Genomic DNA, 15,610 nt, shown 5'->3' with positions numbered 1-15,610 from the left:
ATGGACTACCGACTCTCCCCCGAGCTGGAGGAACTCCGGCGCACCGTCGAGGAGTTCGCGCACGACGTCGTGGCGCCCAAGATCGGCGAATTCTACGAGCACCACGAGTTCCCGTACGAGATCGTCCGCGAGATGGGCCGCATGGGCCTGTTCGGGCTGCCGTTCCCGGAGGAGTACGGCGGCATGGGCGGCGACTATCTGGCGCTGGGCGTGGCCCTGGAGGAACTGGCCCGCGTGGACTCGTCGGTGGCCATCACGCTCGAGGCGGGAGTCTCCCTGGGCGCGATGCCGATCCACCTCTTCGGCACGGACGCCCAGAAGCAGGAGTGGCTCCCCCGCCTCTGCACGGGCGAGATCCTCGGCGCCTTCGGCCTGACCGAGCCGGACGGCGGCAGCGACGCCGGAGCCACCCGTACGACGGCACGGCTGGACGAGGCGACGGACGAGTGGGTGATCAACGGCACGAAGTGCTTCATCACCAACTCGGGCACGGACATCACGGGGTTGGTGACGGTCACGGCGGTCACCGGCCGCAAGCCCGACGGCAGGCCGCTCATCTCCTCGATCATCGTCCCGTCCGGCACCCCGGGGTTCACGGTCGCGGCGCCGTACTCGAAGGTCGGCTGGAACGCCTCGGACACGCGTGAGCTGTCCTTCTCCGACGTCCGGGTCCCGGCGGCGAACCTCCTGGGCGAACAGGGCCGCGGCTACGCCCAGTTCCTGCGCATCCTCGACGAGGGCCGCATCGCGATCGCGGCGCTGGCCACGGGCCTGGCGCAGGGCTGTGTGGACGAGTCGGTGAAGTACGCGAAGGAGCGGCACGCCTTCGGCCGGCCGATCGGTGCCAACCAGGCCATCCAGTTCAAGATCGCCGACATGGAGATGAAGGCCTACACGGCCCGTCTGGCCTGGCGGGACGCGGCCGCCCGGCTGGTGTCGGGCGCTCCCTTCAAGAAGGAGGCGGCCCTGGCCAAGCTGCATTCCTCCACGATCGCCGTCGACAACGCCCGCGACGCCACCCAGATCCACGGCGGCTACGGCTTCATGAACGAGTACCCGGTGGCCCGCATGTGGCGCGACTCCAAGATCCTGGAGATCGGCGAGGGCACGAGCGAGGTCCAACGGATGCTGATCGCACGGGAGTTGGGCCTGGTGGGCTGACGCAGAGGCCGTAGAGACGCAGCTCGCACGCTGCCGCACAGGCTTGCCACAGGTTCGGGCCCGGAGCGCCCCGCCCCCTGGACAAGGAGTGAGGTTAGGCTAACCTACATTCGAACTTGTCCGGCGGGCGCTCCGCCCCGTTCGAAAGCGGCCATACCCATGCCCAATGCCCGTGCCACCCACCTCACCCGCCGCGGCATCCTCGCCGCGGGCGGCGCCCTCGGCCTCGGGGCCGCGCTCGCGGCCTGCGGTGACGACGACGCGAAAAGCGCGGGCTCGGGCAGCGACGAGACGGCTGCCGCCAAGTCCGGCCCCTGGTCCTTCAAGGACGACCGCGGCGAGACCGCGAAGGCCGACAAGACCCCCTCGAACATCGTCGCGTTCGTCGGCGTCGCCGCGGCGCTCTACGACTACGGCGTCCAGGCCAAGGGCGTCTTCGGTCCGACCAGGACCAAGGACGGCAAGGCCGACGTCCAGGCCGGCGACATGGACATCAGCAAGGTCACCATCCTCGGCAACGAGTGGGGCCAGTTCAACATCGAGAAGTACGCGGCCCTCACGCCCGACGCACTGATCTCCACGATGTTCGACGACGCCGGCACGCTCTGGTACGTCCCGGAGGAGTCGAAGAAGAAGATCCTCGCCGTCGGTGCCCCGAGCGTCGGGATCTCCGTCTACGACCGCCAGCTCACCGAGCCGCTGCAGCGCATGCTGGCGCTCGCCAAGTCCCTTGGGGCGGACACCACTTCGAGCAAGGTGACCGAGGCGAAGAAGGCCTTCGAGGACGCCGCGGCCCGGCTGCGCGCGGCCACCAAGGCCAAGCCGAACATCAAGGTGCTGGCCGGCTCCGCGAGCCAGGACCTCTTCTACGTCTCCGGCTCCAACCTCTCCATCGACCTGGAGTACTTCAAGGCGCTCGGCGTGAACTTCGTCGAGCCGTCGGAGAAGGCCAAGGCGAAGGGCGGCGGCTGGTACGAGTCGCTCAGCTGGGAGAACGTCGACAAGTACGACGCGGACATCATCATGATGGACAACCGCACGTCGGCGATCCAGCCCGCGGACATCACCGAGGCGACCTGGAAGAAGCTGCCGGCGGTGAAGGCGGGCCAGGTCATCGCCCGCAACCCCGAGCCGATCCTGTCCTACGACAAGTGCACCCCGCTGCTCACCAGCCTTGCCGAGGCGATCGAGAAGGCGAAGAAGGTCAGCTGACATGACTACGGCCGTAGCCGCCCCGTTCCGTTTCTTCTCTCTGCAGGTCGTACGGACGAGGCGGCTCGGCCCGTCTCTGGTCCGGGTCACCTTCGGCGGGGAGGAGCTGCAGTACTTCTTCTCCCACGGGCGCGACCAGTCGCTGTCGCTGTTCGTGCCGCATCCGGGCCAGCCGGAGCCCGTCGTGCCGATCGAGCTCGGCGACGGCTGGTGGCAGGCCTGGCGTGAACTCCCGGACGACGTACGGGCGGTGATGCGGTCGTACACGCTCCGGGCCCTGCGGCGCGAACCCGACGAGATCGACATCGACTTCGTGCTGCACACCCCGGCCGGGCCCGCCTCCGCGTGGGCCGCCCGGGCCGGGGCCGGTGACCGGGTGCTGCTCCTCGGGCCCGCGATCGCCGACAACCGGGCGATCCGCTTCCGTCCGCCCGAGGACACCGACCTCGTGCTCCTCTGGGGCGACGAGACCGCCCTGCCCGCCGTCTCGGCCATCCTCGAGTCACTGCCGGCCGACACCCGTGCCCGGGTCTGGCTGGAGGTGCACGACGCCGGGGACATCCAGGACCTGGTGACCGAGGCCGACGCCGAGATCAACTGGCTGGTCCGGGGCGCAGATGGCGTCGAGGGGTCCCCCATGGCCCTCGACGCCCTTCGTGACGCCCAACTCCCGCCCGCCGAGCGGCCGTACGTCTGGATCGCGGGCGAGTCCGGGTGCGTGAAGGCGCTGCGGCGGCATTTCGTGGGCGAGCGCGGCGTGGACCGGCGTCGCGTCACCTTCGTCGGCTACTGGCGCCAGGGGATGACCGAGGAGCAGCTCCGCGCCGCCGAGTAGCCGTCAAGTAGCCGCCGAACAGCCTCAGTTGAGGCGGACGTGACGACCGTCACGGCACAGGCAGGTTTCCCCTTCATCAACTTAGGTTAGCCTTACCTAAGTTGATTGCCGAGGTCGGAGGACCCCCACCATGCGCTCGCACCTGCTCAATGACACGACCGCGGAGCAGTACCGCCGCTCCGTGACCGAAGGCGTCGAGCGGGTGGCCGGCAAACTCGCCGCCACCAAGCGTCCGTTCACCGGCGTCACGGTCGACGCCCTCGCTCCCCTCATCGACGGGATCGACCTCGACAAGCCGCTGCACGACACCGCCGCCGTACTCGACGAGCTGGAGGAGGTCTACCTCCGGGACGCGGTCTACTTCCACCACCCGCGCTATCTCGCCCACCTCAACTGCCCGGTCGTCATCCCGGCCGTGCTCGGTGAGGCGGTCCTGTCCGCGGTCAACTCCTCCCTGGACACCTGGGACCAGTCGGCCGGCGGCACCCTGATCGAGCGCAAGCTCATCGACTGGACAACCGCCCGCATCGGCCTCGGCCCCGCCGCCGACGGCGTGTTCACCTCCGGCGGCACGCAGTCCAACCTGCAGGCGCTGCTGCTGGCCCGGGAAGAGGCCAAGACCGACAGCTTCGCCAAACTGCGCATCTTCGCCTCCGAGGTCAGCCACTTCAGCGTCAGGAAGTCGGCCAAACTGCTCGGCCTGAGCCAGGACTCCGTGGTCTGCGTCCCCGTCGACCACGACAAGCGGATGCAGACCGTCGCGCTCGCCCGTGAGCTGGAGCGCTGCAAGAAGGACGGCCTGGTCCCCATGGCCGTCGTCGCCACCGCCGGCACCACCGACTTCGGCTCCATCGACCCGCTGCCCGAGATCGCCGAGCTGTGCGCCCAGTTCGGGGCCTGGATGCATGTGGACGCCGCCTACGGCTGCGGTCTGCTCGCCTCGCTCAGGTACCGGGACCGCATCGACGGCATCGAGCGCGCCGACTCGGTCACCGTCGACTACCACAAGTCCTTCTTCCAGCCGGTGAGTTCGTCCGCCGTGCTGGTCCGGGACGCCGCCACCCTGCGCCACGCGACCTACCACGCGGAGTACCTGAACCCGCGCCGCATGGTCACCGAGCGCATCCCCAACCAGGTCGACAAGTCCCTGCAGACCACCCGCCGCTTCGACGCCCTCAAGCTGTGGATGACACTGCGGGTCATGGGCGCCGACGGCATAGGCGAGCTCTTCGACGAGGTCTGCGACCTGGCTGCGGAGGGCTGGAAGCTGCTCGCGGCCGACCCCCGCTTCGACGTGGTCGTGCAGCCCACGCTCTCCACCCTTGTCTTCCGCTACATACCGGCCGCCGTCACCGACCCGGCCGAGATCGACCGCGCCAACCTCTACGCCCGCAAGGCCCTGTTCGCCTCCGGCGACGCCGTGGTCGCGGGCACCAAGGTGGGCGGCCGCCACTACCTGAAGTTCACCCTGCTCAACCCCGAGACGACGACCGAAGACATCGCCGCCGTCCTCGACCTGATAGCCGGCCACGCCGAGCAGTACCTGGGAGAGTCCCTTGACCGCGCGTCCTGAAAACCCGACCAGAACCCATGACTTCGTGGGGATCGGGCTCGGCCCGTTCAACCTCGGCCTGGCCTGTCTGACGGAGCCGATCGACGAACTCGACGGCGTCTTCCTGGAGTCGAAGCCGGACTTCGAGTGGCACGCGGGCATGTTCCTGGACGGCGCCCACCTCCAGACCCCGTTCATGTCGGACCTGGTCACCCTCGCCGACCCGACCTCGCCGTACTCCTTCCTCAACTACCTGAAGGAGCAGGGCAGGCTGTACTCGTTCTACATCCGCGAGAACTTCTACCCGCTGCGGGTCGAGTACGACGACTACTGCCGCTGGGCCGCGAACAAGCTGAGCAGCGTCCGCTTCGACACGACGGTCGCGGAGGTCACTCACGAGGACGGGCACTACCTCGTACGCACCGAGGCCGGGGACGTGTACCGCGCCCGGCACCTCGTCCTCGGCACCGGCACCTCGCCGCACTACCCGGAGGCCGTGCGCGGCCTGGACGGCGACTTCTTCCACAACTCCCGCTACATGCAGAACAAGGCGGAGCTGCAGAAGAAGGAGTCGATCACGATCGTCGGCTCCGGCCAGTCCGCCGCCGAGATCTACTACGACCTCCTCAGCGAGATCGACGTCCACGGCTACCGGCTGAACTGGGTGACACGCTCCCCGCGCTTCTTCCCGCTCGAATACACCAAGCTCACGCTGGAGATGACGAGCCCGGAGTACATCGACTACTACCGCGAGCTCCCCGAGGCCACCCGCTACCGCCTCACGTCCCAGCAGAAGGGCCTGTTCAAGGGCATCGACGGCGACCTGATCAACGAGATCTTCGACCTGCTCTACCAGAAGAACCTCGGCGGCCCGGTCCCCACCCGTCTGCTCACCAACTCCTCCCTCAACAGCGCGCGTCACGAGAACGGCACGTACACGCTCTCCTTCCGCCAGGAGGAGCAGGAGAAGGACTACGAGCTCGACTCCCAGGGCCTGGTCCTGGCCACCGGCTACAAGTACGCCGAGCCGGAGTTCCTGAGCCCGGTCAGGGACCGGCTGCGCTATGACTCCCAGGGCAACTTCGACGTCGCCCGCAACTACTCCATCGACACCACGGGCCGGGGCGTCTTCCTGCAGAACGCCGGCGTCCACACCCACAGCATCACCAGCCCCGACCTGGGCATGGGTGCGTACCGCAACAGCTACATCATCCGTGAGCTGCTCGGCACCGAGTACTACCCGGTCGAAAAGACCATCGCGTTCCAGGAGTTCGCCGTATGACCTTCACCTTCCGCCCGCTCGACCCCCTCAACGACGCCGAGCTGCTGCACGCCTGGGTCACCCACCCCAAGGCGGCCTTCTGGATGATGCAGGACGCGAGTCTGGTGGACGTCGAACGCGCCTACATGGAGATCGCGGCCGACGAGCACCACCACGCCCTGCTCGGGCTGCGCGACGACGAACCGGCCTTCCTGATGGAGTACTACGACCCCGCCCACCGCGAGCTGGTCGGCCTCTACGAGCCGCAGCCGGGCGACATCGGCATGCACTTTCTGACGCCCGCGACCGACACGCCCGTCCACGGCTTCACCCGGTCCGTGATCACCGCAGTGATGGCCCGCCTCTTCGAGGACCCGGCGGTCGAGCGCGTCGTCGTGGAACCGGACGTCTCCAACAAGGCCGTCCACGCCCTGAACGAAGCCGTCGGGTTCGTGCCCGAGCGCGAGATCCAGAAGCCGGAGAAGAAGGCGTTGCTGAGCTTCTGCACGCGCGAGCACTTCTTTGAAATTCAACACAGCCTCGCCGCGACGGGGGTGCCCGCATGACCCTCGCCGACGCAGTGGCCCACCTCTCCCCCGAACGCTGGGAGAAGGCCAACCGCCTCCTGATCCGCAAGGCCCTCGCCGAGTTCGCGCACGAGCGGCTGATCACGCCGGAAGAACAGGGCGACGGCTACGTCGTCCGCAGCGACGACGGCCTCACCCGCTACCGCTTCACCGCCACCCGCCGCGCCCTCGACCACTGGCAGGTCGACGTCGACTCGATCACCCGCCACCGCGACGGCGCCGAACTACCCCTCGCCGCCCTGGACTTCTTCATCGAGCTGAAGAACACCCTCGGCCTGAGCGACGAGATCCTCCCCGTCTACCTGGAGGAGATCTCCTCCACCCTCTCCGGCACCTGCTACAAGCTCACCAAGCCGCAGATCCCGGTCGCCGAGCTCGCCAAAAGCGGCTTCCAGGCCATCGAGACCGGCATGACCGAGGGCCACCCCTGCTTCGTCGCCAACAACGGCCGGCTCGGCTTCGGCATCCACGAGTACCTCTCGTACGCCCCCGAGACCGCGAGCCCGGTCCGCCTGGTCTGGCTGGCCGCACACCGCGACAGGGCCGCGTTCACCGCGGGCGTCGGGATCGAGTACGAGTCCTTCGTACGGGAGGAGTTGGGCGAGCGGACCGTCGAGCGCTTCTACGGCGTCCTGCGCGACCGCGGCCTGGACCCCGCCGACTACCTCCTCATCCCCGTCCACCCCTGGCAGTGGTGGAACAAGCTCACCGTCACCTTCGCCGCCGAGGTCGCCCGCGGTCACCTCGTGTGCCTCGGCGAGGGCGAGGACGAGTACCTGGCCCAGCAGTCCATCCGGACCTTCTTCAACAGCTCCAGCCCCGAGAAGCACTACGTGAAGACGGCCCTGTCCGTCCTCAACATGGGCTTCATGCGCGGGCTTTCGGCCGCCTACATGGAGGCGACCCCGGCGATCAACGACTGGCTGGCCCAACTCGTCGAGGGCGACCCCGTGTTGAAGTCCACGGGCCTGTCGATCATCCGAGAGCGGGCGGCCGTCGGCTACCGCCACCTCGAGTACGAGAAGGCGACGGACCGCTACTCGCCGTACCGCAAGATGCTCGCCGCGCTGTGGCGCGAGAGCCCGGTGTCCTCCCTCCGGGACGGCGAGTCGCTCGCGACCATGGCCTCCCTCGTCCACGTCGACCACGAGGGCGCCTCCTTCGCGGGCGCACTGATCGAGCAGTCGGGCCTGGCGCCGACGGAGTGGCTGCGGCACTACCTGCAGGCGTACTACACCCCGCTGCTGCACAGCTTCTACGCCTACGACCTGGTGTACATGCCGCACGGCGAGAACGTGATCCTCGCCCTGAAGGACGGCATCGTCCAGCGCGCGATCTACAAGGACATCGCCGAGGAGATCGCCGTCATGGACCCGGACGCGGTGCTGCCGCCGACGGTCGAGCGGCTGCGCGTGGAGGTCCCGGAGGACAAGAAGCTCCTGTCGATCTTCACCGACGTCTTCGACTGCTTCTTCCGCTTCCTCGCCGCGAACCTCGCGACCGAAGGAATCCTGGAGGAGGACGACTTCTGGCGCACGGTCGCCGACGTCACCCGTGAGTATCAGGCCTCAGTGCCCGAACTCGCCGACAAATTCCGGCAGTACGACATGTTCGCGCCCGAGTTCGCGCTGTCCTGCCTCAACCGGCTCCAGCTGCGCAACAACAAGCAGATGGTCGACCTGGCGGACCCGTCGGGCGCCCTCCAGCTGATCGGAACCCTCAAAAATCCCGTCGCGGGGTTCTGATCAAGCGGACGGGCACCCCGGAGTACGGTCCTCCGGGGTGCCCGTTCAGCATGTTCAGCCTACTTCGCCGGCCATGGGACCTGCGGCGACCGGTAGTACTTGATCCCCAGCGCGTCCCACCGCGGCCCCTGCGCCGCGAGCCGCACCTTGTAGGCGTCCCAGTCGTGCGTGGAAGCAGGCGACCAGCCGAGCTCGGCCGCACCGGCCAGCCTCGGGAAGACCATGTAGTCGATGTCCGCGTTCGTCACGATGGTCTCGGTCCACAGCGGCGCCTCGACCCCCTTGATCGCCGAACTCGGCGCCCCGGCAAGGTAGTTGCCCGGGTCCCAGTCGTACGACCGCTTCACCTCCACCAGTCCCGCCCAGTCCTGGCCCAGCGGGGTGTCCTCGGTGTACTTCATGTCGAGGTAGATCCGGTCGGCGGGCGAGAGGATCAGTCCCGTCCCGTTCTGCGCGGCCTTCGCGACCTGCGCCTTCTCCGCCGCGTCGGTGTCGTCCAGACCCCAGTACTGCGCGAGCGCCCCCTTGGCCGGATGCGCCCCGGTCAGCTGGTGCCAGGCGATCACCGTCTTGCCGTACTTGGCGACGATCGGCTGCACCCGGTCCATGAACTTCACGTAGTCCTCGTGGCTGGTGGAGTGCGCCTCGTCGCCACCGATGTGCAGGTAGCGGCCCGGCGTGATCGCGGCCAGCTCGCGGATGACGTCGTCCACGAAGTCGTACGTGATGTCCTTGTTGACGCACAGCGAGCTGAAGCCGACATCGGTGCCGGTGTACAGCGGCGGTGCCACGCCGTCGCAGTTCAGGTCGGCGTACGAGGCGAGGGCCGCGTTGGTGTGGCCCGGCATGTCGATCTCGGGGACGACCTCCAGGTAGCGGGAGGATGCGTACCGGACGATCTCCTTGTAGTCGGCCTTGGTGTAGTAGCCGCCCGGGCCGCCGTCCACCTGGGTCGAGCCGCCGTAGGTCGCAAGGCGCGGCCAGGAGTCGATCGCGATGCGCCAGCCCTGGTCGTCGCTGAGGTGCAGATGCAGCTTGTTGACCTTGTAGAGGGCCAACTCGTCTATGTAACGCTTGACTTGGGCCACGGTGAAGAAGTGGCGGGAGACGTCGAGCATCGCACCGCGGTAGGCGTACCGCGGACTGTCCTTGATCGTGCCGCCCGCGACCAGCCAGGGCCCCGGCTGCACGGAGTCCTTCTCCACGGCCGCCGGGAGCAGCTGGCGCAGGGTCTGCACGCCGTGGAAGAGGCCGGCGGGCTCGGCGGCGGTGATGGTGACGCCGCCGCGGCCGCTGTCGAGGCGGTAGCCCTCGGCGCCGAACGGGCCCTTGGCCAACCGGAGTTGGATGCCTCCCCCGCCGTGCGTGGTGAGGGGCAGGCGGTAGCCGGTGGACGGGCGCAGGATGTCCGCGAGGTACTCGCCGACCCGGTGCACCTCGTGCGAGCCGTCGACGCGGATGGCCGTGTCACGGGTGATGCGGTACGGGGATCCGCCCGGGGCGACCGACGCGGGTGCCGGAACCACCCGGTCGAGCGGGGTCGCCGCGGCCTTCGGCGCCGGTGCCGCACCGGCCGTGAAGGCGCCGGCCGCCGCCACGAGCAACAGGCATCCGAGGACGCGGGCCAGGCGCGGAGTCGTTCTGTGGTGCCGTCTCACGTGCGCTCCCTTCAACCGGGACCAGAATTGGTAGAGACCACTCTGCCGCAGAACCGGTGAAACAATCGCCCCATGGCGGAAATCATCCAGAAGGACGGCACGTGGAGCTTCGACGGCGACGCCCTGCGACTGACCCCCGGCCGGGACAGAAACGTCAGCCTCCTGCGCCGGACACTGGGTGAACTCGTCGTCCCGCTGGGCGCGTTGGCGGGAGTCTCGTTCGAGCAGGGCAAGAAGTCCGGACGGCTGAGGCTGCGGCTGCGCGACGGCGCCGACCCGCTGCTGCACGCCTCCGGCGGCCGTCTCACCGAGCCCAACGACCCCTACCAGCTGCTCGTCGAGTCCGACCGCTACGGCGTCGCCGAGTACTTCGTGGACGAGGTCCGCAACGCCCTGCTCCTTGACGAGGTGCCCTCCGACCCGGTGGACGAATACCTGCTCCCCGGCCCGCCCGTCCCGCTCTCCGTCTCCGCCGGGGACGGCACCGCGAGCTTCGACGGCGAGCACATCCGCCTGGAGTGGAACTGGAAGACGGAGGACGCCAAGGCCGCCGCCGGCGCCCGCACCCTCGCCATCACCGACCTGGTAGGCGTGGAGTGGCAGCCCGCGGTCGGCCTGGAGAACGGGCATCTGCGCTTCGCCGTACGCAACGCACCCACCAAGGCGCCGCCCAAGTACGACCCCAACTCCGTTGAGCTGTGGGGCTTCAAGAAGGACCCGCTGATGGCCCTGGTCGCCGCGGCCGTGCAGGCACGGCTGCCGCATCCGTCGACGCCGGCCCTGACGGACGTGGAACCCGCGAGGCCGCAGATCCCCCAGCGGTCCGGTACCGCCGACCAGCGCGAGGACGACCACGACGCGCTGCTGCGGCGGCTGCGCGAGCTCGGCGAGCTGCACCGCACGGGCGTGCTGACGGACGAGGAGTTCGGAATGGCCAAACAGGCGATCCTCAAGCGCATGTGAGGACCGCCTGCCTTACGTACACCCTGCCTTCGGGGTGTGCGCCTACTTGGCCTTGCGCGCCACCGTGAAGTGGTCGATCCGGTCACCGGTCTCGGCTATGCCCTGGACCTTCAGCTTGGCGTAGCGGCCCTTCGCGGCGGGCTCGACGTCCACGCGCAGGAACGAGTAGTTGAGGTAGCGCACCCGGGACCAGGCGACGGTCTCGTTGACCTTGCCGTCCTTGGTGTTGATGAACGAGGCGACGGAGTCACGCTCGTTGAGGTGGCCCTCGTAGGAGTCCGGCGCGGTGAACGCGTACAGGCTGCGGCCCGCCGCACCCGCCGTCACGTAGACGACACCCTCGGTCTCGGAGTACGCCGTCTCACCGATCGGCAGCTTCTTGACGACCGTGTTGCCCTTGATGACGTCGGTGCGCTCGTACTGGTGGTTGTGGCCGTTGATGACCAGGTCCACCGTGTACTTCTCGAACAGCGGCACCCACTCCTGTCGCACGCCCCCCTCCGAGGCGTGCGCCGTGGAGGTGCAGTAGGCGCAGTGGTGGAAGAACACGATGATGAAGTCGATGTCCTTGTCCGCCCGGTACTTCTTCAGCTGCGACTCGAACCACTTGGTCTGCGTGCCGCCGGAGATGCCGAGGTTGGCCGGGATCTCGAAGGAGACGTCGTTCGGGTCCAGCGAGATGATCGCCGTGTTGCCGTAGACGAAGGAGTACACGCCCGGCAGGTTCGCCTTGTCCGGCCCGTTGTCGGGCAGCGTGAAGCGGGCCTCCTCGCCGCCGTAACCGTTCGGCGAGTACCAGGCTTCCATGTCGTGGTTGCCGTAACTGACCATCCACGGCACGGACTTGGCGACCGACTCGGTCTGGGCCAGGAACTGGTCCCACACCCGCGAGTCGAAGCCGGTGTCGGCCGTCTTGCCCGCGCCCGCCGGGTCGGCGTAGGCGATGTCGCCGGCGTGCAGGTGGAAGGCCGGGTTCTGGCCGAGCAGCAGGCTGTCGTTGGCCAGACCGTGGTAGCTGACGCCCTGGTCGCCGAAGGCCGTGAAGGTGAACGGCGCCTTGTGCGCGGGCGCGGTGGTGAAGGTGCCCAGGGTGCCGAGCAGGTGCGGCTCGGCCGGGTCGAAGCCCTGGTGGCCGACGCCGTAGTAGTACGTCCTGCCCGGGCGCAGGTGCGTGAGCTTGGCGTGCAGGTAGTACTGCGTGTGGTCGGCGCTCGCGCCGACGCCCGCCGGGGTGTAGAGGCTGCGGACCTCGGCGTCGATCTTGCGGGAGAGGTCCCAGGGGTGGGCGCCGATGCGGATGAAGGGCTTCTTCACCGCGACCGGGACCTGCCAGGAGACGGTGATCTCGGTGCGCGGGTCGTTGCCCCACGCGAGGTGGCGGCCGAAGGGTGCGACGAGCGAGCCGTCGACCGTCTCCGTGGCGGGGGCGGTGCTCTGCGTCGGAACCGCGGCCTGGGCGACCGCACCCGGCACGAACGCGCCACCGGCGACGGCGCCGATCGTCACGGCACCGCCTCTCATCAGGTTGCGCCGCGAGAATCTCGCGCGCAGGTACTCGTGCTGCTCGGCCATGCTCATGCGCTCGGCCAGCTGCTCCGGTACTCCCATACGAGGAATGTCCATGACGCCTGAAACTCGTCGCCACAGACGACGAGCCACAAGACGAAGGATGGACAGAGTGCGAACAGAGCCTCATAAGCGATTCAACAGAGGTCAATAAGATCCCCAACAGGGCCCTGCCCGATATCGGGCAGGTTTCTTGCGAAACGGCTGCCGGTACCTCAGGATCTACGGGTGCACGACGAACTCGTTGATCATCTGACGCGGTCCACGCCTCTGAGCCGGGGCGAGGCGCTGCGGGTGATCCAGGAAGTTCTCGCCTACTTCGACGAGACGACCGTGGAGTACGTCCGTCGCCGCCACCGCGAGCTGCAGGCCCAGGGCCTGGTTAACGTGGAGATCTTCGAACGGATCGAGGCGGACCTGAAATACCGGGCGGTCGCGCCGCCGGAGCTTACGCTCAGGCAGCTGCGCCGCATCGTCTACGGCTAGGAAGACTTGTACATGTGCGGAATCGTCGGATACATCGGGAAGCGTGACGTCGCTCCCCTCCTGCTGGAGGGCCTGCAGCGCCTCGAATACCGCGGCTACGACTCGGCAGGAATCGTGGTCACGTCTCCCAAGACGGCAGGCCTGAAGATGGTCAAGGCCAAGGGGCGGGTGCGCGACCTGGAGGCCAAGGTCCCGGCCCGCTTCAAGGGCACGACCGGCATCGCCCACACCCGCTGGGCCACCCATGGCGCCCCGTCCGACGTGAACGCCCACCCGCACCTGGACGCCGAGGGCAAGGTCGCCGTCGTCCACAACGGCATCATCGACAACGCCTCCGACCTGCGCCGCAAGCTGGAGGCGGACGGCGTCGAGTTCCTCTCCGAGACCGACACCGAGGTCCTCACCCATCTGATCGCCCGCTCCCAGGCCGAGAAGCTGGAGGACAAGGTCCGCGAGACCCTGCGGGTCATCGAGGGCACGTACGGCATCGCGGTGATGCACGCCGACTTCCCGGACCGCATCGTGGTGGCGCGAAACGGCTCCCCCGTGGTCCTCGGTGTCGGCGAGAAGGAGATGTTCGTCGCCTCGGACATCGCCGCCCTGGTCGCCCACACGCGGCAGATAGTGACTCTCGACGACGGCGAGATGGCCACCCTCAAGGCCGACGACTTCCGCACGTACACCACCGAGGGCACCCGTACGACGTCCGAGCCGACCACCGTGGAGTGGGAGGCGGCGTCGTACGACATGGGCGGCCACGACACGTACATGCACAAGGAGGTCCACGAGCAGGCCGACGCCGTGGACCGCGTGCTGCGCGGCCGTATCGACGACCGCTTCTCCACCGTTCACCTCGGCGGTCTCAACCTGGACGCCCGCGAGGCGCGCCAGATCCGCCGCGTGAAGATCCTCGGCTGCGGCACCTCGTACCACGCGGGCATGATCGGCGCCCAGATGATCGAGGAGCTGGCCCGCATCCCCGCGGACGCCGAGCCGGCCTCGGAGTTCCGCTACCGCAACGCGGTGGTCGACCCGGACACCCTCTACGTGGCGGTCTCCCAGTCGGGCGAGACCTACGACGTGCTCGCCGCCGTCCAGGAGCTGAAGCGCAAGGGCGCGCGGGTCTTCGGCATCGTGAACGTGGTCGGCTCTGCGATCGCCCGCGAGGCGGACGCCGGCATCTACGTCCACGCGGGCCCCGAGGTCTGCGTGGTCTCCACGAAGTGCTTCACGAACACCACGGTCGCCTTCGCCCTGCTCGCCCTGCACCTGGGCCGCACCCGCGACCTCTCGGTCCGCGACGGCAAGCGGATCATCGAGGGCCTGCGCAAGCTGCCGGCGCAGATCACCGAGATCCTGGACCAGGAGGAGGAGATCAAGAAGCTGGCCGAGCAGTACGCCGACGCCCGCTCGATGCTCTTCATCGGCCGCGTCCGCGGCTACCCGGTGGCCCGCGAGGCTTCCCTGAAGCTGAAGGAGGTCTCCTACATCCACGCGGAGGCCTACCCGGCTTCCGAACTGAAGCACGGCCCCCTGGCCCTCATCGAACCGGCCCTCCCCACGGTGGCGATCGTCCCCGACGACGACCTCCTGGAGAAGAATCGCGCGGCGATGGAGGAGATCAAGGCCCGCAGCGGCCGCATCCTGGCGGTGGCCCACCAGCACCAGGAAAAGGCGGACCAGACGATCGTGGTCCCCAAGAACGAGGACGAGCTGGACCCCATCCTGATGGGCATCCCCCTCCAACTCCTCGCGTACCACACGGCTTTGGCGCTCGGCAGGGACATCGACAAGCCCAGGAACCTCGCAAAGTCCGTGACTGTGGAATAACAGAAGGGACCCCCACGCGTCGCCACCAGACACGTGGGGGTCCATTCATCGCCGGGGCCGCCCAATACCCCGGCGGCGGCTGCCATTCAGCCGGTGGCCGTCACCCCCCGGCCGGCAGCACGTCGAGGAAGAACCGTCGGCCAGTGCGCGAGTGCCGCGGTCGCCGCGTACCAGGCCACCGCTCCCGCCGCCACGGCGAACCAGCCGCCGACCTTCGCGAGGGAGTCGCTGGTCGCGAACTGCCCGATGGCGAGAAGCACGAGAGAGACGAAGAACAACCCGTAGGTGCCCTGCGTGAGTTGGTCCCCGCCCGCGAGGGTCAGGGAGAGCGTCACGAGGGCGAACAGCAGCAGGAACAGCCCCGCCGCATTGGCGGACGCGGTCGCCCCGGCCGTCACGGCCCAGGTGAACCACAGGGCGCCGAGCACCGAGTAGGCCGTACCTGTCACGGTGTCACGGTCACGGAAGGCGAAGAGACCGGCGACGAACAGCGCAACGCCGCCTACGTAGTGGGCCAGTGATACGGCGTCAGCGGCCGACACGCCGTCGATCACGTCGGTGTGTCCGAGTCCGAACGCCAACAGGGTGACACCCAGGGCGAGTCGGCCGACCACGGTAGTGGTTCCGCTTCCCGCAGAGACGTCGTTGTCCACGGCGGGCTCCCTTCATGCATGTGCAGTTGTGCGGTGACCGATATATGCCCTTCACAAGGGCACAAACACCTCTACGCACGAGTAGATTTGCAGGCTGCACA

General features: G+C 68.3%; 13 protein-coding genes. 10 read left to right on the top strand and 3 right to left on the bottom strand.

Going from position 1 to position 15,610, the window contains the following annotated elements; translation table 11 throughout:
• The 7 genes from ACFY1L_RS45805 (at position 1) to ACFY1L_RS45775 (ending at position 8,353) form a co-directional block, all read left to right on the top strand.
• Entirely contained in the window at positions 1-1,161 is a 1,161-nt protein-coding gene (locus ACFY1L_RS45805; protein WP_388839381.1) for an acyl-CoA dehydrogenase family protein, read from the top strand.
• Positions 1,162-1,320: 159 nt separating this feature from the next.
• Entirely contained in the window at positions 1,321-2,373 is a 1,053-nt protein-coding gene (locus ACFY1L_RS45800) for an ABC transporter substrate-binding protein (RefSeq protein WP_388839379.1), read from the top strand.
• Position 2,374: 1 nt separating this feature from the next.
• A complete protein-coding gene (locus ACFY1L_RS45795) occupies positions 2,375-3,208 on the top strand; it encodes a siderophore-interacting protein (RefSeq protein WP_388839376.1) in 834 nt (277 codons plus the stop codon).
• Positions 3,209-3,338: 130 nt separating this feature from the next.
• On the top strand, positions 3,339-4,781 hold the full coding sequence (gene desA, locus ACFY1L_RS45790; RefSeq protein ID WP_388839372.1) for a lysine decarboxylase DesA: 1,443 nt from the start codon (positions 3,339-3,341) through the stop codon (positions 4,779-4,781).
• Complete coding sequence (locus ACFY1L_RS45785) at positions 4,765-6,042, top strand: lysine N(6)-hydroxylase/L-ornithine N(5)-oxygenase family protein (RefSeq protein ID WP_388839369.1); 1,278 nt, start codon at positions 4,765-4,767, stop codon at positions 6,040-6,042. Before desA ends, ACFY1L_RS45785 begins: the two co-directional genes overlap by 17 nt.
• Positions 6,039-6,587 (top strand): GNAT family N-acetyltransferase, encoded by a 549-nt coding sequence (locus ACFY1L_RS45780; RefSeq protein WP_388839366.1) that lies wholly within the window; start codon positions 6,039-6,041, stop codon positions 6,585-6,587. Before ACFY1L_RS45785 ends, ACFY1L_RS45780 begins: the two co-directional genes overlap by 4 nt.
• The gene (locus ACFY1L_RS45775) at positions 6,584-8,353 is read left to right on the top strand and encodes an IucA/IucC family protein (protein WP_388839363.1); all 1,770 of its coding nucleotides are present in this window, start codon (positions 6,584-6,586) and stop codon (positions 8,351-8,353) included. Before ACFY1L_RS45780 ends, ACFY1L_RS45775 begins: the two co-directional genes overlap by 4 nt.
• Before the next feature lie 59 nt (positions 8,354-8,412).
• Here ACFY1L_RS45775 and ACFY1L_RS45770 read toward each other — a convergent pair whose 3' ends face one another.
• Positions 8,413-10,011: a beta-N-acetylhexosaminidase gene (locus tag ACFY1L_RS45770; protein ID WP_388839360.1), complete on the bottom strand. Its 1,599-nt coding sequence runs from the start codon at positions 10,009-10,011 to the stop codon at positions 8,413-8,415.
• A gap of 72 nt (positions 10,012-10,083) precedes the next feature.
• Between ACFY1L_RS45770 and ACFY1L_RS45765 the strand changes: the two genes are divergently transcribed.
• Entirely contained in the window at positions 10,084-10,974 is an 891-nt protein-coding gene (locus tag ACFY1L_RS45765) for a DUF4429 domain-containing protein (RefSeq protein ID WP_388839356.1), read from the top strand.
• A gap of 42 nt (positions 10,975-11,016) precedes the next feature.
• Here ACFY1L_RS45765 and ACFY1L_RS45760 read toward each other — a convergent pair whose 3' ends face one another.
• Complete coding sequence (locus tag ACFY1L_RS45760; protein ID WP_388839353.1) at positions 11,017-12,582, bottom strand: fibronectin type III domain-containing protein; 1,566 nt, start codon at positions 12,580-12,582, stop codon at positions 11,017-11,019.
• 186 nt (positions 12,583-12,768) lie between these two features.
• On the opposite strand from ACFY1L_RS45760, the gene ACFY1L_RS45755 reads away from it, so the two are divergent.
• Both ACFY1L_RS45755 and glmS read left to right on the top strand, forming a co-directional pair.
• A complete protein-coding gene (locus ACFY1L_RS45755; RefSeq protein WP_388839350.1) occupies positions 12,769-13,026 on the top strand; it encodes a hypothetical protein in 258 nt (85 codons plus the stop codon).
• Between the two features lie 12 nt (positions 13,027-13,038).
• The gene (gene glmS / locus ACFY1L_RS45750) at positions 13,039-14,856 is read left to right on the top strand and encodes a glutamine--fructose-6-phosphate transaminase (isomerizing) (RefSeq protein WP_361257298.1); all 1,818 of its coding nucleotides are present in this window, start codon (positions 13,039-13,041) and stop codon (positions 14,854-14,856) included.
• 86 nt (positions 14,857-14,942) lie between these two features.
• Here glmS and ACFY1L_RS45745 read toward each other — a convergent pair whose 3' ends face one another.
• Positions 14,943-15,509, bottom strand: a complete 567-nt coding sequence (locus ACFY1L_RS45745) for a GPR1/FUN34/YaaH family transporter (protein ID WP_388839346.1) — start codon at positions 15,507-15,509, stop codon at positions 14,943-14,945.
• Positions 15,510-15,610: the final 101 nt, after the last annotated feature.

This window comes from Streptomyces sp. NPDC001663, assembly GCF_042893105.1.
Lineage (GTDB): Bacteria > Actinomycetota > Actinomycetes > Streptomycetales > Streptomycetaceae > Streptomyces.
The sequence above is the reverse complement of the archived record's forward strand: the minus strand, read 5'-3'. Positions and strand labels throughout refer to the sequence as shown.